The sequence below is a fragment of the Pseudomonas sp. ACN5 genome (genome assembly GCF_002303975.1).
Classification (GTDB): Bacteria; Pseudomonadota; Gammaproteobacteria; order Pseudomonadales; family Pseudomonadaceae; genus Aquipseudomonas; species Aquipseudomonas laurylsulfatiphila.
In genome coordinates this window covers 153,504-172,707 of record NZ_MRCP01000003.1, presented here as the reverse complement: position 1 = coordinate 172,707, position 19,204 = coordinate 153,504, and the positions used below count along the sequence as shown (strand labels likewise).

The 19,204-nt window shown below is 57.3% G+C and carries 18 protein-coding genes and 1 tRNA gene; 17 read left to right on the top strand and 2 right to left on the bottom strand.

Annotated elements, in window-relative coordinates:
* Positions 1-107: 107 nt before the first annotated feature.
* Complete coding sequence (locus BSF40_RS06925; RefSeq protein WP_095964559.1) at positions 108-1,187, top strand: hypothetical protein; 1,080 nt, start codon at positions 108-110, stop codon at positions 1,185-1,187.
* A 72-nt stretch (positions 1,188-1,259) separates the two neighbouring features.
* Entirely contained in the window at positions 1,260-2,066 is an 807-nt protein-coding gene (locus BSF40_RS06920; RefSeq protein ID WP_095964558.1) for a TSUP family transporter, read from the top strand.
* A gap of 30 nt (positions 2,067-2,096) precedes the next feature.
* Here BSF40_RS06920 and BSF40_RS06915 read toward each other — a convergent pair whose 3' ends face one another.
* The gene (locus tag BSF40_RS06915) at positions 2,097-2,546 is read right to left on the bottom strand and encodes a hypothetical protein (RefSeq protein WP_095964557.1); all 450 of its coding nucleotides are present in this window, start codon (positions 2,544-2,546) and stop codon (positions 2,097-2,099) included.
* A gap of 254 nt (positions 2,547-2,800) precedes the next feature.
* Between BSF40_RS06915 and BSF40_RS06910 the strand changes: the two genes are divergently transcribed.
* The 6 genes from BSF40_RS06910 to vapC all read left to right on the top strand — a co-directional run bounded on the left by BSF40_RS06910 (position 2,801) and on the right by vapC (position 6,625).
* Entirely contained in the window at positions 2,801-3,859 is a 1,059-nt protein-coding gene (locus BSF40_RS06910) for a YhcG family protein (protein ID WP_095964556.1), read from the top strand.
* Between the two features lie 68 nt (positions 3,860-3,927).
* Positions 3,928-4,902: an alpha/beta fold hydrolase gene (locus tag BSF40_RS06905; protein WP_095964555.1), complete on the top strand. Its 975-nt coding sequence runs from the start codon at positions 3,928-3,930 to the stop codon at positions 4,900-4,902.
* A gap of 36 nt (positions 4,903-4,938) precedes the next feature.
* Positions 4,939-5,355: a hypothetical protein gene (locus BSF40_RS06900; RefSeq protein ID WP_007972780.1), complete on the top strand. Its 417-nt coding sequence runs from the start codon at positions 4,939-4,941 to the stop codon at positions 5,353-5,355.
* A 6-nt stretch (positions 5,356-5,361) separates the two neighbouring features.
* Positions 5,362-5,817 carry a hypothetical protein gene (locus BSF40_RS06895; RefSeq protein WP_015093065.1) on the top strand — a complete coding sequence of 152 codons (456 nt, stop codon included), beginning with the start codon at positions 5,362-5,364 and terminating at the stop codon, positions 5,815-5,817.
* Positions 5,818-5,987: 170 nt separating this feature from the next.
* Entirely contained in the window at positions 5,988-6,218 is a 231-nt protein-coding gene (vapB, locus tag BSF40_RS06890) for a type II toxin-antitoxin system VapB family antitoxin (RefSeq protein ID WP_015093064.1), read from the top strand.
* A complete protein-coding gene (gene vapC / locus BSF40_RS06885) occupies positions 6,218-6,625 on the top strand; it encodes a tRNA(fMet)-specific endonuclease VapC (protein ID WP_095964554.1) in 408 nt (135 codons plus the stop codon). Before vapB ends, vapC begins: the two co-directional genes overlap by 1 nt.
* A gap of 70 nt (positions 6,626-6,695) precedes the next feature.
* Here vapC and gabP read toward each other — a convergent pair whose 3' ends face one another.
* Entirely contained in the window at positions 6,696-8,087 is a 1,392-nt protein-coding gene (gene gabP / locus BSF40_RS06880; protein WP_015093062.1) for a GABA permease, read from the bottom strand.
* A 563-nt stretch (positions 8,088-8,650) separates the two neighbouring features.
* Here gabP and BSF40_RS06875 point away from each other — a divergent pair.
* From BSF40_RS06875 to hsdR, 9 genes are all read left to right on the top strand, one after another.
* Positions 8,651-9,424, top strand: a complete 774-nt coding sequence (locus BSF40_RS06875; RefSeq protein WP_007972784.1) for an ABC transporter ATP-binding protein — start codon at positions 8,651-8,653, stop codon at positions 9,422-9,424.
* A gap of 13 nt (positions 9,425-9,437) precedes the next feature.
* Entirely contained in the window at positions 9,438-10,187 is a 750-nt protein-coding gene (locus tag BSF40_RS06870; RefSeq protein ID WP_095964553.1) for an ABC transporter substrate-binding protein, read from the top strand.
* Positions 10,188-10,259: 72 nt separating this feature from the next.
* Positions 10,260-10,955 carry an ABC transporter permease gene (locus BSF40_RS06865; RefSeq protein ID WP_015093060.1) on the top strand — a complete coding sequence of 232 codons (696 nt, stop codon included), beginning with the start codon at positions 10,260-10,262 and terminating at the stop codon, positions 10,953-10,955.
* Positions 10,952-11,641 carry an ABC transporter permease gene (locus BSF40_RS06860; RefSeq protein WP_015093059.1) on the top strand — a complete coding sequence of 230 codons (690 nt, stop codon included), beginning with the start codon at positions 10,952-10,954 and terminating at the stop codon, positions 11,639-11,641. Before BSF40_RS06865 ends, BSF40_RS06860 begins: the two co-directional genes overlap by 4 nt.
* A complete protein-coding gene (locus tag BSF40_RS06855; RefSeq protein ID WP_095964552.1) occupies positions 11,622-12,851 on the top strand; it encodes a methyltransferase in 1,230 nt (409 codons plus the stop codon). The genes BSF40_RS06860 and BSF40_RS06855 overlap by 20 nt, the downstream gene beginning before the upstream one ends.
* A 343-nt stretch (positions 12,852-13,194) precedes the next feature.
* Positions 13,195-14,019 carry an FkbM family methyltransferase gene (locus tag BSF40_RS06850; RefSeq protein WP_095964551.1) on the top strand — a complete coding sequence of 275 codons (825 nt, stop codon included), beginning with the start codon at positions 13,195-13,197 and terminating at the stop codon, positions 14,017-14,019.
* A gap of 78 nt (positions 14,020-14,097) precedes the next feature.
* Positions 14,098-14,173, top strand: a tRNA-Thr gene (locus BSF40_RS06845).
* Between the two features lie 493 nt (positions 14,174-14,666).
* Positions 14,667-16,691, top strand: a complete 2,025-nt coding sequence (locus tag BSF40_RS06840; RefSeq protein ID WP_095964550.1) for an NUDIX hydrolase — start codon at positions 14,667-14,669, stop codon at positions 16,689-16,691.
* 70 nt (positions 16,692-16,761) lie between these two features.
* Positions 16,762-19,128: an EcoAI/FtnUII family type I restriction enzme subunit R gene (gene hsdR, locus BSF40_RS06835; protein WP_095964549.1), complete on the top strand. Its 2,367-nt coding sequence runs from the start codon at positions 16,762-16,764 to the stop codon at positions 19,126-19,128.
* Positions 19,129-19,204: the final 76 nt, after the last annotated feature.

Below are 19,204 nucleotides of genomic sequence, written 5' to 3'. Positions count from 1 at the left end.
CGTATGCTTTACCGGAAGCGGATGACATACGCTGATCTTCAGTTTGTGCAGAATCGAAGGAGGAGCTGCCGCATAACCGGGAGCGGATACACAACAGGATGTAGACAATGACTGACGCCATCAAACCAGACGTCGAAACCACTGGGTTTTTTACTGAACAAGAAATCAGAACTTTCAGCTTTGATATTCACCAGTCAACACTGCTTCACACGTTCACCAAAAAACTGGCCGCCATCGGCAGGCCGCAGGCACCAGGAGCCAAGTCCAAAGCGTTTCTGGCAGCGACCGAATTAAAGCTCTCGTTTTCGAAAAACCAATGTGAACTGTTGGGCGCCTATTCCGATGGCCTTATCTCCGTGTTGATTTTTGAAGGGCTGCAAAAAATCACCGAAATCAGCCCTCCAAATGAACTGCCAGATCTGGCATCCCTGGAAAATCGTTACGACGTACTTTGCCTGGCCGCCCGCAATCAGATCTTGTTGAAACTGGTGGATAACAGTGCCTTTGCCTATGACATGGACAATGAAGGAAAACTGATTCGACTGGTGGCCAACTTCAAGGGCGGCGGACTGACCAAGATCCCAGCCGAGCCGGACATCAAGGAACTGAGTTCCCATTCCGGCCTCGCGCTTGGACCGCATACAGAGGCGCCTTACTGGTGCGCCGTGACCGCGAAAGACGGGCACTCGCCCTCTCCGTCGTCGCTCATACTTTCCGCCTTGTGGAACCCGAGCCTGGAACCTACGCGAGTCATTGCACTACCCCCCATACTCGAAAAAATCGGCATCACCAACTGCCTCGCACTGACCACGGGCAACTTCCAGTTCACTCGTAGTGACTCCTTTGTCAGTGGCAAAGGGGAGGATGGCCGCAACGTTTCGATTCTGGAGTTCGACGATAAGGTAGGGTTCGCAGCCCGCTTCAACTCGTATCGCTTTTCGGTCAATGACAACGCCTCGACCTTTGTGAAAACGGCTTACACCGCCCTTTGCCAAGGTGTGGATGAAGCAACTCCGATCGAATGCACGCTGACCCAGGAATCAGCCATGGTTATCAATAACATCCGGGCTCTGCACTGTCGCGATGTCATCAAAGACAACAGACGGGTCTTGGTTCGTATTTTCGGACTTTCAAAATTTTCTACCCCCATCGTTGTTTCAGAAGACCCGTTAGTGCTGCAGGGCTGATTCCTTATGTGATCAGGCTGTTGAACGACCAGTCATGTGATTACTGGCCAATAACCATAAAGAGAGAATGCAATGTCCTTGGATGTAATTGGCATGTTGGCGCTCGTCGCTTTTTGCGCCGGCTTTTTTGATGCGATTGCCGGTGGGGGTGGTTTGATCACCTTGCCTGCATTGTTTCTGGCAGGTGTAGATCCGATCAGTGCAATTGCAACGAACAAGTTCCAGGCCGCTTCGGCAACTGTTTCGGCAACGGTGACCTTTGCTCGCAAAGGATTGATCGAGTGGCGCGAAGGCCGTTTCCTGGTTATTTGCGGATTTATTGGTGGCGCTAGTGGTGCCTTGCTGGTCAGCTCTATTGATAAGCACTACCTGGAAGTTTGCGTGCCTATCATGCTGATTCTGGTAGCCATCTATTTTGCGCTATCTCCAAAGCTGGCCAATGAAGATCGACGCAAGAGAATTGGTGTACTGCTGTTTTCGTTTACCGTGGCACCTATCCTGGGTTTTTACGATGGTGTATTTGGCCCCGGCGTGGGCTCTTTCTTCATTGTCGGATTTGTACTGCTCTGCGGCCTGGGCATGATGCGGGCCATGAGTTTTACCAAGCTTGCCAACGCCTCTTGCAACCTCGGCTCTCTGTCGGTCTTTATCACCAAAGGTGTGATTATCTGGCCGTTAGCCATAGCCATGGCTTTGGCGGCCTTCATCGGCGCTCAATTGGGTGCACGGGCCGCCGTCCGGGTCGGACCACGGTTGATCAAACCCATGTTGATCGTGGTCTGCTGCGCCTTGGCCATCAAGCTGCTGAGCGTAGAAACCAACCCTTTACGCGTTGCACTCATCCAAGCGTACGCGGGCGTTAATAACGATAAACCCTGAGTCGCAGGACTCAGGGCCTAGAGCGTCTCGCTAACTCGCATCATTCCAGTGGAAAACCAGGTTACGGGCTACACCACCGCCAACATCGGCAACGTCCTGCCGGGTTTCGCCGTTGCGCGTCGCAATGACCGTGTATTTACCGGCAGGCAGCTTCACGTAAACCAACGGACCGGCGTTATTGAGTGTCAGCACGGTTTGCCCCGGGGCTTTCTGAATGACCACGCTCACGTCAGGAATGTATTCATTTTTCGCCCCGACAGAGAACGTCATGTGCAGGTTATAGCCGGTGGTCTGCTGGATGGCCCTGGACTCATCCTCGCCGATACCGCCGGACAGGTAGGCGATGCCGTTTTGCTCCTGGCGCTGCACCTGTACGCCAGTGCTTTCGATTGGATCAAGGCTGGCGGCGGGCGACATCGATGGAAACATCAGCACGCCGACGGCGGTGAGTGGCAACAGGAGTGAATGGAGGTACTTCATGATGACGACTCCCGGGTTCTGCAGAACCCAATCGTTACATTCTTTGGATTTCCAGTCGCAGGGCGGGGTTTTAGATTGATTTGGCCTGAGTACGAAACGTACTACGCCATTTGCTCCTCAGCCCTCGCCTGCCCTCCGACGCGTCCTGCCAGCGAACCTGGCATTTCCTGCCTGTTTTTCAGTCACTCCCGGCAGCTTCGAAGGGTGCTCACTGGTCATTCTCTTTCGCTATCCAATCTGCTGCGGAAGACCTCATGACGGCCCTCACACCCAACGACACTCACGACCCCTATCTGGCTTCACTGCTTGGGAACCTTGGCAAATCGATCCATCAGGCACGTCAGAAGGTGCTTCGGGCGGTCGATACCGTTCAGGTGCAAACCTGTTGGCAGATTGGTCGACATATCGTCGAGTTCGAGCAGGAAGGCGCTCGGCGGGTGAGGTATGGCAAAGAATTACTCTCGACCCTGGCAAACAGGCTTACTGCAGAATTCGGGAAAGGCTTTGACGAAACCAATCTGCGAAAAATGCGCCAGTTTTATCAGGCGTTTCCAATTCGTGACGCACTGCGTCTCGAATTGAGCTGGAGCCACTACCGCCACCTGCTTCGGGTCGACAACGACAGCGCCCGTCTCTGGTACATGAACGAATCAGCCACCCAAAACTGGTCAAGCCGCGCCCTGGAACGCCAGATCAATACGCTGTACTACGAACGCCTGCTGGCGAGCCGAGATCGCGGCAGTGTCAAGCAGGAGGCCGCCACCAACATTCAAAACATGAAGGCCAGCCCTCGGGACTTCATCCGTGACCCGGTGGTAATGGAGTTTCTGGGCTTGCCCAATGCCGGCAAGCTTCAGGAAAGCGGGATCGAACAGGCGTTGATCGAACAGCTGCAAGGCTTCTTGCTGGAGCTGGGCAGGGGTTTCGCGTTCATTGCCCGCCAGCAACGCATCAGTACCGACAGCAAAGACTTCTACATCGATCTGGTGTTCTACAACTACTTGCTCAAATGCTTCGTCATCTTCGATATCAAGCGCGGTGAACTGACCCATCAGGATGTGGGGCAGATGGACATGTACCTGCGCATGTACGACGACCTGAAACACAGCGCGCAAGACAGCCCTACCGTCGGCATCATTCTCCGTGCGCAAAAAGATGAATCCGTGGTGCGCTACTCAATGCGGGAAGGAAGCGAACAACTGCTCGCCAGCAAGTACAAGCTCGTCCTGCCGAGCGAAGAGGAACTCCGTAACGAACTGGATCGGGAACGGGCGGCCCTTGAAGAACGATTGCCCGATCAATCACTGCGTTGAGGCCAATGGATTGTTCATCAACGGCATCAAGACTATCGTTGGCAGCTACCCGCAAAGGTCCGACGCCGATGAGTTTGCAGGAAACGCCTTCACTCGTCCCAACTCAAATCGAGTTGCCGTTGCAACGCGTTGCGTCCGGCGAACCGTTCAAGGAAACCGCTGCAGACGGCTTTGTCCTCGGTGGTTTCACCTGGCGACACCCGTCCCGGGATGCCGCTCGTCCGGTCGTCATCATCAACGCCGCCACCTCGGTCCGTTGTCGTCATTACTCGCGCTTCGCCGACTATCTGTTCGATCACGGCTTCGACGTCATCACCTATGACTACCGCGGCATCGGCGAGTCGCGGCCGGCATCGCTCAAAGGTCTCAAGGCCTCATGGACCGATTGGGGAGCGCTGGATTTCGAGGCGATGCTCAAGCGCGCACAGCGTGAGTTCCCCGGGCAGCCTATCGATGTGGTCGGCCACAGCTTTGGCGGCTGCGCAGCGGGCCTGGGGGCGTCCGGGCACCTGATCCGGCGTCTGGTGACGGTCGGAGCGCAATTCGCCTACTGGCGCGACTATGCACCCGCCCTTCGCTGGCGGATGTTTGCCAAGTGGCATGTGCTGATGCCACTGGTGACGATGATCTACGGCTACTTTCCGGGCAAGCGCCTCGGATGGCTGGAGGACACACCCGCCGGCGTGGTCCGTGACTGGAGCCTGTCCACTGCCCGTTACGAAAAACGCTCCAGCGGCCGCGCGATCAGCACAACAAGCGGGCAACTGCCCTTTGCCGACGTCACCGCACAAACCCTGGCCATCAGCATCAGTGATGATCCTTACGGCACGGTCCCGGCCATCGAACGCCTGCTCAGCTACTTCACCGGCAGTACAAACGCTCACCTGCGTATCCATCCCGAAGACATCGGCGAAGAAGAAGTCGGACATTTCGCCTTTTTTCGCAGCCCATACCAAGCCACACTATGGCCCATTGCATTGGCCTGGCTGCAAAACGGCGAACTGGCCCCCGATACCCCCGGGCGGCGAGTACCGCACAGCTAAGTCAATTGCCCTTTCAACGAATACGGAACGACGCCCATGGCCTCCGCCAACAAGCAGCACAAACGCGCCTCCCGCGCCAAGGCCAAGGCCAAGCAGAACCGCACCCAGCGGGCCGCCGCGCCGGTCGAACTGGACCCGAACGACGATCGCATCGATTTCGAATCGGTGGACCTGACCGAACTGTTCAAGAAAATGATCGACGCCGAAAAGATCAGCCAGCAAGCCATGTGCACAGCCTTCCTCGAAGACCCGTTGCTGGAGCTGGTGTACGAGCAGGAAGGCGAAGAAGGCGCGATGGACTTCATCCTCGCCGCGCTGATCGAGTATCGCCAATGGTCGGCCGAAACAGACGAAGCCGGCGCCCTGGCGTGGATCGAATCTCCGGCCTTCCAGGCCGACTATGTGGCGGCGTCCGACGCCATTGCCGCGCAAACCCAACAGAAACCGAACTGAGTTCCCATGGCCTCCCTGAACAAGCAACAGAAACGCGCCAAGCGTGCAAAAGCCAAAGCCAAGCAGATCAATATCCACGGCAGGAAACCCGCTGCACTGGACGATGATGAACTCGGCCACCTCGCCGAACCGATCCCGGAATACACCCTGGCGATGTTCAGCAAAATGCGCGACGCCGAAGCCGTCAGCCGCAGCGAAATGCTCTCGGTCCTGCTGACGAACCTCGCCTTTATCATCGTCGACCACCCAGAACTGCTGGACATGGAAAACGCCGACGACGAAGGCATGGCCGCCACCCACCTGGCCGCCGACATGCTGATCGACTACCGCATGTGGGCCGACGGCATGGACCGCGACGCCGCCCAGGCATGGCTGAGCGAACCACAGTTCATTACTGACTTCGGCACTGCGCTGGACGCCTACCGCGAGTCGCAGGAAATGCCGGCAGAAAAAGCCGAGTAAAGGTTACGGCGCAAACAAAAACGGCCGCTTGTCATCACTGACAGCGGCCGTTTTTTTGCTCCGAATTGGGCGCTTTCCTTCCGTCAGGCACCACGTATATCCCATTGACATATCCAACACAAAACCTATCCTTTGGACTCAAAGCGCCAGCAAAGGCGCAGGAGGTCCAAATGGAACAGACAACCCTTTTCATGAGCAATCGAAGCCAGGCCGTTCGCCTGTCAAAAGCCGTGGCCATGCCAAGCGACGTGAAACGGGTCGACGTGGTCGCCGTAGGCAGAGCCCGCATCATCACGCCCGCAGGTGAAACCTGGGACAGTTGGTTCGATGGCGAAAGCGTCACCGCAGACTTCATGACCGATCGCGAGCAACCCGCCGAACAGGAGCGTGAGTCGTTCTGATGATCAAGTACATGCTCGATACCAACATCTGCATCTTCACCATCAAGAACAAACCACAGGCGGTACGGGAGGCGTTCAACCGTCATCACGGCCAACTGTGCATCAGTGCGATAACGCTGATGGAACTGATCTACGGAGCGGAAAAGTCAGCAGCACCCGAAAAAAACCTGGCGGTCATCGAGGGCTTCGCTGCCCGACTTGAAGTCCTGCCCTTCGACAACGAAGCAGCAGCGCACACCGCAATGATTCGATCCGAACTGGCAAAGGCCGGCACTCCCATCGGCCCGTACGACCAAATGATTGCCGGGCACGCACGCTCATGCGGGTTTATCGTGGTCACCAACAATCTGCGGGAGTTTGAGCGCGTTCCGGGGTTACGTGTAGAAGATTGGGTTCACATCGAATGAACAATCGATAGAAACAAAAACGGCCGCTCGTCATCACTGACAGCGGCCGTTTTGCATTACGCGATATGGATCAGTTCAGCACCACCGCGCCACGCTTTTCCAGTTTGCGACGGCGAGCCACCAGCAAGCCGGCTGCTACTACCAGGGCACTGAGCAAGCCGGTCGCGAGGATTTCCACACGATGGGCATCCTGGAACAGCATGATGGTCAGGGCCGCAACGATGAAGACGATCACCGCGTAGGTCAGGCCCGGGAAAAGCCACATGCTGAAGACGATTTTCTCACCACGAGCCATACGCTGCTTGCGCATGCGCAGTTGCGAAATCGCGATCACCAGGTACACCAGCAATGCGATGGCGCCGGAGCTTGCCAGCAGGAATTCGAACACGGCAGCCGGGGCCACGTAGTTGGCGAATGTTGCCAGGAACGCAGCGCCGGTGGACAACATCACCGCCCAGTAAGGTGTGCCACTTTTGTTGGTGCGCGTGGACATGGCCGGTGCATCACCGCGCTTGCCCAGGGAGAACAGCATCCGCGACGAGGTGTAGAGCGCCGAGTTCAGGCAGCTGGTCACAGCAACCAGTACCACGATGTCGACGATCATCTTGGCATTCGGGATGCCCATGCGCTCAAGCACGGTCTGGTAGGAGCCCAGGCTTGCCAGTACCGGGTCGTTCCAAGGCACCAGGGCCACAACGATGAAGATCGACACGAGGTAGAACAAGCCGATCCGCCAGATCACCGAGTTGGTGGCCTTGGAGATTTGCTTGCCAGGGTTCTTCGATTCCGCGGCCGCGATGGTCACGATCTCGGTGCCCATGAAGGAGAACATGGTGGTCAGGATCGCGCCCAGTACTGCGCCCATGCCGTTTGGCAGGAAGCCCTGGGTGTCGAACAGATGCGAAACGCCGCTGACCTGGCTGTTCGGCAGGAAGCCGAAGATCGCCGCTACGCCGAGAATGATGAAACCGATGATCGCCAGGACTTTGATCAGGGCGAACCAGAATTCGAACTCACCATAATTCTTCACGCTGAACAGGTTGGTCACGGTCAACAGCATCGTGATGACCAGGGCGAAGGCCCAGATATCCACGCCAGGGAACCAGGCATGCAGGATGGTCGCGGCAGCGTTGGCTTCCAACGGGATCACCAGAACCCAGAACCACCAGTACAACCAGCCGATAGTGAAGCCGGCCCAGTGACCGATCGCGCGGTCGGCGTAAGTCGAAAACGAACCGGTGTCCGGCGAGGCAACGGCCATTTCGCCGAGCATGCGCATCACCAGCACCACCAACATGCCGGCGGCGGCGTAAGCCAACAGAACAGCCGGACCTGCAGCGGCGATGGCGTGACCCGAGCCGACGAACAAGCCGGCGCCGATAACCCCGGCAATCGACAGCATGGTCACATGGCGCGGTTTGAGCCCCTGTTCGAGGCCATTAGAGCTTTGGGTACTGCTCATTAAAACTACCTTTGTAAGGAGAAGCGAATGCGTGCATCCCGTTCGGCGGACCTTCTCGTAAAAAGAAGCCAACAGGGCGTTCTGGATTCTGCACGCAATAATTGCGCCAAAATATTTCAAAACCCTCTAACCCGGCGGCCTCGCCTCGACCGGACAGTCATCGCAACCCATTGAATTTAATGGCACTTTGCCAGAGCGTTACCCTGCGACCCACTTTGTGTGGTGAATCAGCGCACCGGAAACACACCTGAAAATGGCTGCGCGCACATTAAAAGTGCACAAGCGGTGCATTTGGCCGGATAGCGCTTCCAACACCCTGTCAAAGCTGGCAACATCGCGCCTTTTTTTGCGGCAGCCACCGCGCTTTTTATCGACAGCAAGGTTCAAACGGCTGTTCGGTTGTTGATGGGGCGACAGTCTGCTGCGCCGATGCGACAACCTGCCACGTACCAGCCGTTTACCGTCCGTAGCGCTGTTGGCTGCCATTGAAACGCTATGCTAGGTTGGCCGCCTCGCCAGGAAGGCCGCCAAGAGCAGGAGCGCAACATATATGAGGAACGCACATGGCTGAGGCCACGCCCGCGCTTGAAATCCGCAACTTGCACAAACGCTACGGTTCGCTGGAGGTGCTCAAAGGCATCTCGCTGACCGCCCGCGACGGCGATGTGATCTCGATCCTGGGTTCCTCCGGCTCCGGCAAATCCACGTTCCTGCGCTGCATCAACCTGCTGGAAAACCCGCACCAGGGCCAGATCCTGGTGGCCGGCGAAGAACTCAAGCTCAAGGCTGCGAAGAACGGCGAGCTGGTGGCCGCCGACGGCAAGCAGATCAATCGCCTGCGCAGCGAAATCGGTTTTGTATTTCAAAACTTTAACCTGTGGCCGCACATGAGCGTGCTCGACAACATCATCGAAGCCCCGCGCCGCGTGCTCGGCCAGAGCAAGGCCGAAGCCATCGAAGTCGCCGAAGCCCTGCTGGCCAAGGTCGGCATCGCCGACAAGCGCCACGCCTACCCGGCGCAATTGTCCGGCGGCCAGCAACAACGCGCGGCCATCGCCCGCACCCTGGCCATGCAGCCCAAGGTCATCCTGTTCGACGAGCCCACCTCCGCGCTTGACCCGGAAATGGTCCAGGAAGTACTTAATGTCATCCGCGCGCTGGCCGAAGAAGGCCGCACCATGCTGCTCGTGACCCACGAAATGGGCTTCGCCCGTCAGGTCTCCAGCGAAGTGGTGTTCCTCCACCAGGGCCTGGTAGAAGAGCAAGGATCGCCACAGCAGGTGTTCGAAAACCCGCTTTCGGCGCGCTGCAAACAATTCATGTCCAGCAACCGCTAACGGAGCTATCCACATGCAGAACTACAAAAAGGTCTTCCTGGCTGCCGCCGTCACCCTGGCGTTCAGCGCCGGTGCCATGGCCGAAACCCTGAAGATGGGCATCGAAGCGGCCTACCCGCCGTTCAACAACAAAGATGCCAGTGGCAATGTCGTCGGCTTCGACAAAGAGATCGGCGACGCGCTGTGCGCCAAGATGAAAGTCGAGTGCACCGTCGTGACCTCCGACTGGGACGGCATCATCCCGGCCCTCAACGCCAAGAAGTTCGACTTCCTGATCTCCTCGATGTCGATCACCGACGAGCGCAAGCAAGCGGTGGACTTCACCGACCCGTACTACTCCAACAAGCTGCAGTTCATCGCCAAGAAAGACATCGACTTCAAAACCGACAAGGCGGCGCTCAAAGGCAAGATCATCGGCGCCCAGCGCGCGACCCTGGCCGGCACCTTCCTGGAAGACAACTATGGTGACGACATCACCATCAAGCTCTACGACACCCAGGAAAACGCCTACCTCGACCTGACTTCCGGCCGCCTGGACGGCATCCTGGCCGACAAGTACGTCAACTACGAATGGCTGAAAAGCGACGCTGGCCGTGCCTACGAGTTCAAGGGCGACCCGGTGGAAGAAAGCGACAAGATCGGTATTGCCGTGCGCAAGAAGGACCCGATCCGCGAGAAGCTGAACACCGCACTCAAAGAAATCGTCGCTGACGGCACCTACAAGAAGATCAACGACAAGTACTTCCCGTTCAGCATCTATTGATACTGACCTGCCTGACCGGCGCCTGATGGCGCCGGTTCTCGGCCTTGCCTGCCGCGATTTGAAAAGAAATCCATGATTATCGACCTCTACGGATTCGGCCCGGCGCTCGCCGCTGGCGCGCTGATGACTGTGAAACTGGCACTCTCGGCCCTGTGCCTGGGGCTGGTGCTCGGCCTGCTCGGCGCCTTGGCCAAGACTTCCCCGTACAAGCCGCTGCAATGGCTTGGCGGCACTTACTCGACCCTGGTTCGCGGCATCCCGGAATTGCTCTGGGTGCTATTGATCTACTTCGGCACGGTCAACCTGATGCGTGCCCTGGGCGAGTTCTTCGGCAACCCCGACCTTGAACTCAACGCCTTCGCCGCTGGCGTGATTGCACTGGGCCTGTGCTTCGGCGCCTACGCCACGGAAGTGTTCCGCGGTGCGATCCTCGCCATCCCCAAAGGCCATCGCGAAGCCGGCGTGGCCCTGGGCCTGTCGAAGTGGCGCATCTTCACCCGGCTGATCATGCCGCAGATGTGGCGCATCGCCCTTCCGGGCCTTGGCAACCTGTTCATGATCCTGATGAAGGACACCGCGCTGGTGTCGGTGATCGGCCTGGAAGAAATCATGCGTCATGCGCAAATCGGCGTGACCGTCTCCAAACAGCCGTTCACCTTCTATATGGTGGCCGCGTTTATGTACCTGAGCCTGACGGTGCTGGCGATGACCGGCATGCACTTCCTGGAAAAACGTGCCGCTCGCGGCTTCGCGAGGAGCACCCAATGAACTGGGAAGTCATCATCAAGTGGCTGCCGAAACTGGCCCAGGGCGCGACCCTGACCCTGGAACTGGTGGCCATCGCCGTGATCGCCGGTTTGCTGCTGGCCATTCCACTGGGCATCGCCCGCTCGTCGCGCCTGTGGTGGGTACGGGCATTTCCCTACGGCTACATCTTTTTCTTCCGTGGCACGCCGTTGCTGGTTCAACTGTTCCTGGTCTACTACGGCCTGGCGCAGTTCGACGCGATCCGTAACAGTTCGATGTGGCCGTACCTGCGCGATCCGTTCTGGTGCGCCACGGCGACCATGACCCTGCACACCGCGGCCTACATTGCGGAAATCCTGCGCGGCGCCATCCAGGCGATACCACCGGGCGAGATTGAAGCGGCACGGGCGCTGGGCATGTCCAAGCCAAAAGCGCTGTTCTTCATCATGCTGCCGCGCGCGGCGCGCATCGGCCTGCCGGCCTACAGCAACGAAGTGATCCTGATGCTCAAGGCCAGCGCCCTGGCCAGTACCGTGACCCTGCTGGAACTGACCGGCATGGCCCGCACCATCATTGCCCGGACCTACCTGCCGGTGGAGATCTTCTTCGCCGCGGGCATGTTCTACCTGGTGATGGCTTACGTGCTGGTGCGCGGCTTCAAGCTGCTGGAGCGCTGGTTGCGCGTCGATGCCTGCCAAGGACGTTGAGGATGGCGTGTTGACGGGCGAGGCCCTGCTCGCCCGCTTCACCGCGCTGGATGCTTTTCTGACAGAGCATCAGGCACTGTGGAAACCTCGGCCGTTCACTCATCTGCAGCTTCCCTGGGAAGCGTCCTACCCAGCTCTGGCCGAATGGCTACGCAAGCGGTCGCTGGAAGATGCGGAAAACGCCCACAATCAACCAGCCCTACTGAATGCGCCGGAACCCTTTGCTTCCTTGGCATCGATGTCCGTTGCCTTGAGTGCTGTGGATGAATTGCCTGCACACGCACTCGAAGCGGCCGGCCATCGGCTGAACGTCGATGTACCGGGGCGCAAATGGCAGCAGATCGAAGCCTTCGCCAGTCGATTGCAGTTCTGCGAAACACCGAAGCATTGGCTGGACTGGTGCTCGGGCAAGGGACACTTGGGGCGCCGCCTGCTGCAACCTGGGCAACAACTGACTTGCCTGGAATACGACCCGGCACTGGTAGCCAGCGGCCAGGCACTCAGCCAGCGTCATGACCTGCATGCGCTGCACATTGAACAGGATGTGCTCGCGGCAAACGCAGCTTCGTTACTGAGTGCGCACCACACGCCCGTCGCGCTTCACGCCTGCGGTGATTTGCATGTGCGGCTGATTCAACTTGCCAGCGCCACAGGCTGCAAACAACTCGCCATTGCGCCGTGCTGCTACAACCGGATCAGTCTTGCCCAATACTCGCCGATTTCCTCGGCCGCCCAAGGCTCCGGCCTACAGCTTTCCCTCGACGACCTCGCGCTGCCCATGAGTGAAACCGTCACCGCTGGCGCCCGCGTGCGCCGTCAACGCGACACCTCCATGGCTCGGCGCCTGGGCTTCGACTTGCTGCAGCGGCAACTGCGCGGCATGGACGAGTATCTGCCAACCCCTTCCCTGCCCAGCGCCTGGCTGGACAAACCCTTTGCCGATTACTGCCATCACCTGGCCGCACTCAAAGAGTTATCCACAGTCGGCCCGCAAAATTGGCCAGCCCTCGAAGCCGCCGGTTGGCAGCGACTGGCCGAAGTGCGCAACCTTGAACTGTTACGCGGACTTTTCCGACGCCCACTGGAGCTTTGGCTGGTTCTTGACCGGGCACTTTTCCTCGCCGAGCAGGGCTACAGCGTCCGCGTCGGCACCTTCTGCAAAACCCCGCTCACACCGCGTAATTTCCTGCTCCTGGCCGAACGCGCTTAAGCACATCCGACCTGTGGATAACTCTGTTGATGAAATAATCGTGGATCCAATATCTACGCCTGTTTCAGGGCTAAATCCACACTGTTCATTTTTTGTACACCCGCATAAAAAATCGAAAAAACAGGCATTTGCGGACAAATGAGAACGGATCCACAAATTCGGCCTAAACCCAGTGCGCCGCCAATGCCATTGTGCATAAGCATTTAACCAAAACGACATAAACGCCTAATCCCGGACCGCAGACAGGGGAAATTGCACCCTTTCATTACTCTTGATATACACACACGCAAGGGCGCCGGCAGTGCGGCCACGAACAAGATCATTCCTCCGACAGGATGCGCCAGTGACGTTCATTTCCTACGCACAGAATTTCGAAGACATACGCCTGTGGCGCGCCCTCAAAACCGTCGAGAACGGCTTCTACATCGACGTCGGGGCAAACGACCCCACCCATGACTCGGTCACCAAGGCGTTCTACGACAACGGCTGGACCGGCATCAACGTCGAACCGATGCCCAACTACTACGAAGCCCTGTGCCAGCAACGCCCCAAGGACACCAACCTGCAATGCGCGGCCGGGGAAAGTGCTGAAGAACTGACCTTCTACGGCATCGCCGGCACCGGCCTCTCGACCCTCGACCCAGCCATGGCGAAAATGCACAAAGACGCCGGCATGGACGTTCGCACCCAGACGATCAAGTCCCGCACCCTGAGCTCCATCTGCGAAGAACACGCCCGGGGCCGCGCGATCCACTTCCTGAAAATCGATGTCGAAGGCCACGAAGAAACCGTCCTGCGCGGCATGGACTTCACCCAGTGGCGGCCATGGGTGATCCTCATCGAAACCCCTTGGGCCCGCGACCAGGCCTGGGAAACCCTCGTCACCGACGCTGGCTACCACTCCATCCTGTTCGACGGCATCAACACCTACTACCTCGCCGAAGAACACCTGAACCTCAAACCCGCCTTCGACATCCCGCCGTGCAACCTGGACGAGTTCCAGTTCTGCAAAGGCCACAACTTCAGCCACCCCGTCAGCGATGCCGAACACCAGCTCGCCGCCGCCCTGCAACGCGCCGAACAGGCCGAAGCACAGCTGCGCGCAATGCAAAACAGTCGAACCTGGAAAGCCATTCAGAAACTCAAGAAAACCCTGCTGCGCGCCTGACCCGAAGTCCGCGCAAAAATAGTCAGAATTCAGGGGTTTACAGAACCTATCCAATCGCTATAATCGTCGCCCTGACACGCCGGTATAGCTCAGATGGTAGAGCAACTGACTTGTAATCAGTAGGTCCCGGGTTCGATTCCTGGTGCCGGCACCATACAAAACAACGACTTAGGCTCACCGGAAGGTGGGCCTTTTTCGTTTATGGGTAATTCAAGGCGATTTGGTCACAGCTTTGGTCACAGCTTCTCGTATGGTTGAACATTCCAAGCCGTAGTCACCCCTTCTCCCCCGCAACACCTTGAACGCCTGCCAAGCCAGCGCAGACAACCTTCGCCAGTGAATAAATCAGAACACAGCACTAGCTTAACGGGCCGTATCACGCTACCTCACAGATACTGCGCCTCGACAACCTGACAGGTATATCGGCACCTACCTGCCTGGCAATCGTAAGGTGACAAAACACCAATCTCTTTTTTGTGTTTCCCGTGACAAGCGCGAGGGTGACACGTCACCCCAAGTGGCACCATCACCCAAACGCAGCGTTAATTTAACCTCGTCAGGCCCTGCTAAATTAACTTTGAGATTGATCTCCAAATTAAGGCGTTGCCGCCCCCCAGCTAGCCCACTAGAGCAAGGAGGCTACATCTATGTGGCTCATCACACCTCTCGGTTTTTTCAGCATCGTCCAGAAGTCAGGTGACAAGCAAAATGGCACATTGACCGTTCGTGCTCGGGTACGCGGCGATCTAGTTGCTCTCAAACAACACTACCTCCCCGGACTTGGAGCGATTCAGGAAAGCCAGGACACCGACTATCGCTTCCGCGCAACAGCGCCACGAGCTGAAGTGTCTGCCGCAATGGCTCGTTTCGTCGATGATCTGGACTACAGCAACTTCAAATCAGAAGTCGCCAAGAAGCAGGGAAACCAGCGATCCCATCTTTACCACGACGTTTGGGACGTTTTGCTCAAACTGCAAACCGACCCTGCTTTTGCCGAGAAAGAGCAGGCGACTGAAAGCTATGGCGGTGTCGTCATCAGCGGAGGTGGCAAGGTTCTTCTCCGCGAGCCGACCAACCATCACGGTGGCTACGCTTGGACGTTTGCCAAAACTGAAGTGAAGCCGGGCGAGTCACCGCGCGATACTGCTATCCGTGCAGTACGAGAAAAAACCGGCTACGACGCACGCATCCGCATCAGTGTGCCGGGGCTCTACGAGGGCTCCTCGACCAGCTCGAATTTTTATGTGATGGATGCCAAGCATCCTCCCACGAAACCAAACTGGCAAACCCACAGTCTTCGCTGGGTTAGTTTTGACGAAGCGCGAGTATTAATTCGTCAGTCACACAACGCTCAGGGGCGAGATCGAGACCAAGCCATCCTTAATGCCGCAGAAAAAGTAGCTGGTTTCATTTCTTACAAAGAGCATGCAAGCGTCCAGCCAGAAGACTGGAATGACCTTATGAGCATGTCCGAGCGCCATACAACTTTGCATCCGAGACTTTGCTTTACCCCCGACGAGATGGAGAAAATCCAGCGTGGCTTCTATCCCACTGTGCCGGAACAAAAGTGGTTCATCTACTTTACTGGCACACGTCTACGTCTCCACCGAAGCTGGACAGGACATCTCTACTACGACGTAGGGTTTAACTTTGATCCGAAAGGTGGAGCCTCGGTTACGGACGTCATAGTTAATTGCGAACTCCATGGTCCAGACTACAGATTTGACGAGACAGAGGAGCTTGAGCTGCTTGAATTGATCCTTCGGACCTATTTGCTGGAACCACTTGAAGAGCCCTTAGTGGATGGTCTGGTTATGGCCCTATCACAGGCCCTCAAACCGAACTATCTAGGTTCACCAGAAGTGGTTTCCAACCTGCTCGAAGGCATCTTCGACGTCGTAATAGGTCAGATTAAGGGCGAGGCAACCCGAGATGACTTCGAGGCATCAGTAATCAAGGTGCTTGCCGCTTTTACGGACGACTCATCAGGTTATACGCGCATGCCAGACTGGCATACAGCCAACCAGATGGGCGCAGCCATCAAGACATACCTAGCCTCTGCCTCGGTTTTTCAAGGTCAGGAAGACTTGGCAAAGATACTGGGTACCGGAATGGCGGCCCTGGCGTTGAAACTTGGCGAAATTCTCGCAGCTTTCTTGACGGACCCAACTGCGGCCTGGGAGAAAGACGCATTGGTGCAACTCAACGCCGTTCACCAGTTTGTCGTCGCGGTACTGTTGGGCACCAATACCTTGACCTACGGTGAAAAGACACTGCTGGATTTCGACTGGAAACCAGTAGCGAAAGCAAAACCTAGCGACATCAAGGTCATCCTAAGCATGGACTACGAGGGTGGATCACTGAAGCTGCTAGGACTTCATGAGCATGACTCATGGAAGTTCATGGTAAAAACGGGAGGATCTGACGTCCAGAACACCCTGGATGAGCTAAGCCAAATCTCGCCTGAAGACCAGCATTGGGTATCTACGTGGCGTAGCGCCTTGAAACTGCTGGATCAGTATCCGTGGACACAACTTGCCCCAACCGTTATTCATTCGGGGTTCAGTGTCAAGCTCATGTCGGCTTTAGATAAACGGCAAAAAAAGGGAATATTCGTCGTCTGGAGTAACTGGGGCGAATGGGAAATGGCAGAAACTCCAGTCTCCTTCTGAGCCTCAGGTCGTGAGAACAGCTGCGACGTCTGATAAAGTCGCCGCACGCTGAATCAGGAGCTATGCGGTCATGGACAAGAAATCGCTTTCCGAACGGGACATTTGCACCAAGTTCATCACTCCGGCCATCCAGCAGGCTGGCTGGGATATCCAGAAGCAAGTGCGTGAAGAAGTCAGCTTCACCAAGGGCCGCATCATCGTCCGTGGCAAACTGCATAGCCGTGGCGAGTCCCGTCGCGCCGACTTCATCCTTTATCACCAGGCCAATCTACCAATTGCAGTCATCGAGGCGAAAGACAACAAGCACTCCGTCGGCTCTGGCATGCAGCAGGCCCTTGGTTACGCCGAAGCGCTGGACGTGCCTTTCGTGTTCTCCAGTAATGGGGATGGTTTTCTGTTCCATGATCACAGCGGTACTGGCGATCAAGTTGAAACCGAACTAAGCCTCGAGCAATTCCCTAGCCCCGATGAGCTATGGCAGCGCTACTGCCAGTGGAAAGGCTTGAACGGTTATGCCCGTCAGAAAGTCGAGTCGCCCTACTACGATGACGGCTCCGGGCGCACGCCGCGTTATTACCAAACCAATGCAATCAATCGTACCGTCGAGGCCGTAGCCAAGGGGCAGTCACGCATTCTGTTGGTCATGGCCACCGGCACCGGCAAAACCTACACCGCCTTCCAGATCATCTGGCGGCTTTGGAAGTCCAAGCAGAAGAAACGCATTCTCTTTCTGGCCGACCGCAACATCCTGGTCGACCAAACCAAGAACAACGACTTCAAGCCGTTCGGCCAGGCGATGACCAAGATCGCCAAGCGCCAGATCGACACCTCCTACGAGATCTACCTGTCGCTCTATCAGGCCGTGACCGGCACTGAAGAGGAGATGAACGTCTACAAGCAGTTCTCCCGCGACTTTTTCGATTTGATCGTGATCGACGAATGCCACCGTGGCAGCGCTGCCGAGGATTCCGCCTGGCGCGAAATCCTCGATTACTTCTCCAGCGCCACCCATGTCGGCCTCACCGCCACGCCGAAGGAAACCAAAGAGGTGTCCAGCATCACCTACTTCGGCGAGCCGGTGTACAGCTATACCCTCAAGCAGGGCATCGAAGACGGCTTCCTCGCCCCCTACAAGGTGGTGCGCATCGACTTCGACAAAGACCTGCAAGGCTGGCGCCCGCCCAAGGGCATGCTCGACAAAAACGGCGAGCTAATCGAAGACCGCATCTACAACCTCAAGGACATGGATCGCACGCTGGTCATCGAAGCACGCACCCAACTGGTCGCGCAGAAGGTCACCGAGTTTCTCAAGGCCAGCGATCCGTTCCAGAAGACCATTGTCTTCTGCGATGACATCAACCATGCCGAGCGCATGCGCCAGGCCCTGGTCAACCTCAACCCCGAACGCGTGGCCGAGAACCGCAAGTACGTCATGCGCATCACCGGGGACGATCAGGAAGGCAAGGCCGAACTGGACAACTTCATCAACCCAGAGGAGCGCTATCCGGTCATCGCCACCACCAGCAAGCTGATGACCACCGGCGTTGATGCCCAGACCTGCAAACTGATCGTGCTCGACCAGCACATCAAATCGATGACCGAGTTCAAACAGATCATCGGCCGCGGCACCCGCATCAACGAAGACTTCGGCAAATACTGGTTCACCATCATGGATTTCAAGAAGGCCACCGAGTTGTTTGCCGACCCGGCCTTCGACGGTGAACCGGTGGTGATCTATGCCCCTGAAGGCAATGAGTCACCCGTGCCACCGGATGATCCTCAGACAGATGAGGATGGCATGGGCTCGGGCTCCGACCCAGATGGCGATGATCCGGACTTTCCCGGGGATGATGACGGCAAGAAGCGCATCAAGTACGTCATCGACAGCATCCCGATCTATGTGATCGCCGAGCGCGTGCAGTATTACGGCCCGGATGGCCGGCTGATTACCGAATCCCTGCATGACTACACCCGCGCCTGCGTGCAAAAGCAGTTCGCCTCGCTGGATGACTTCCTGCGGCGCTGGAGTGATGCCGAGCAGAAGAAGGCCATCATCGAAGAAATGGCTACCCAGGGCGTGATGTGGGAAGCCTTGGCCGAAGAAGTTGAAAAGAAACAGGGCAAAACCCTCGATCCATTCGACCTGATCTGCCATGTGGCCTTCGACCAGCCTGCGCTGTCGCGCAAGGAGCGTGCCGAGCAGGTGAAGAAACGCAACTACTTCGGTAAGTACTCCGGTGCCGCACGCCAGGTGCTCGAGGCATTGCTGGACAAGTATGCCGACGCCGGCATCGAGCCCATCGAAGACATCAAGATCCTGCGGCTCGCGCCCTTCAGCCACATCGGCGCGCCCATGGAGCTGGTCAATTCATTTGGTGGTAAGGCCGGTTACAACAAAGCCATCCATGAACTGGAAGATGAGCTCTACGCCAGTTAAGCTTCCCGCCCCGCATTTTCGGCCCAGGCAGCCCTACGCTGCCTGGGCCTTGAGCCCTCCATTATGCAGTAAGCCA

What these genes read in the sequence shown, in the direction of transcription:
- BSF40_RS06905 (WP_095964555.1), top strand. Translation starts at nt 3,928, where the DNA reads ATGAGTTTGCAGGAAACGCCTTCACTCGTCCCAACTCAAATCGAGTTG.
- BSF40_RS06870 (WP_095964553.1), top strand. Translation starts at nt 9,438, where the DNA reads ATGCAGAACTACAAAAAGGTCTTCCTGGCTGCCGCCGTCACCCTGGCG.
- BSF40_RS06925 (WP_095964559.1), top strand. Translation starts at nt 108, where the DNA reads ATGACTGACGCCATCAAACCAGACGTCGAAACCACTGGGTTTTTTACT.
- BSF40_RS06910 (WP_095964556.1), top strand. Translation starts at nt 2,801, where the DNA reads ATGACGGCCCTCACACCCAACGACACTCACGACCCCTATCTGGCTTCA.
- gabP (WP_015093062.1), bottom strand. Translation starts at nt 8,087, where the DNA reads ATGAGCAGTACCCAAAGCTCTAATGGCCTCGAACAGGGGCTCAAACCG.
- BSF40_RS06840 (WP_095964550.1), top strand. Translation starts at nt 14,667, where the DNA reads ATGTGGCTCATCACACCTCTCGGTTTTTTCAGCATCGTCCAGAAGTCA.
- BSF40_RS06855 (WP_095964552.1), top strand. Translation starts at nt 11,622, where the DNA reads ATGCCTGCCAAGGACGTTGAGGATGGCGTGTTGACGGGCGAGGCCCTG.
- BSF40_RS06915 (WP_095964557.1), bottom strand. Translation starts at nt 2,546, where the DNA reads ATGAAGTACCTCCATTCACTCCTGTTGCCACTCACCGCCGTCGGCGTG.
- BSF40_RS06860 (WP_015093059.1), top strand. Translation starts at nt 10,952, where the DNA reads ATGAACTGGGAAGTCATCATCAAGTGGCTGCCGAAACTGGCCCAGGGC.
- BSF40_RS06875 (WP_007972784.1), top strand. Translation starts at nt 8,651, where the DNA reads ATGGCTGAGGCCACGCCCGCGCTTGAAATCCGCAACTTGCACAAACGC.
- vapB (WP_015093064.1), top strand. Translation starts at nt 5,988, where the DNA reads ATGGAACAGACAACCCTTTTCATGAGCAATCGAAGCCAGGCCGTTCGC.
- BSF40_RS06920 (WP_095964558.1), top strand. Translation starts at nt 1,260, where the DNA reads ATGTCCTTGGATGTAATTGGCATGTTGGCGCTCGTCGCTTTTTGCGCC.
- BSF40_RS06900 (WP_007972780.1), top strand. Translation starts at nt 4,939, where the DNA reads ATGGCCTCCGCCAACAAGCAGCACAAACGCGCCTCCCGCGCCAAGGCC.
- vapC (WP_095964554.1), top strand. Translation starts at nt 6,218, where the DNA reads ATGATCAAGTACATGCTCGATACCAACATCTGCATCTTCACCATCAAG.
- BSF40_RS06895 (WP_015093065.1), top strand. Translation starts at nt 5,362, where the DNA reads ATGGCCTCCCTGAACAAGCAACAGAAACGCGCCAAGCGTGCAAAAGCC.
- BSF40_RS06865 (WP_015093060.1), top strand. Translation starts at nt 10,260, where the DNA reads ATGATTATCGACCTCTACGGATTCGGCCCGGCGCTCGCCGCTGGCGCG.
- hsdR (WP_095964549.1), top strand. Translation starts at nt 16,762, where the DNA reads ATGGACAAGAAATCGCTTTCCGAACGGGACATTTGCACCAAGTTCATC.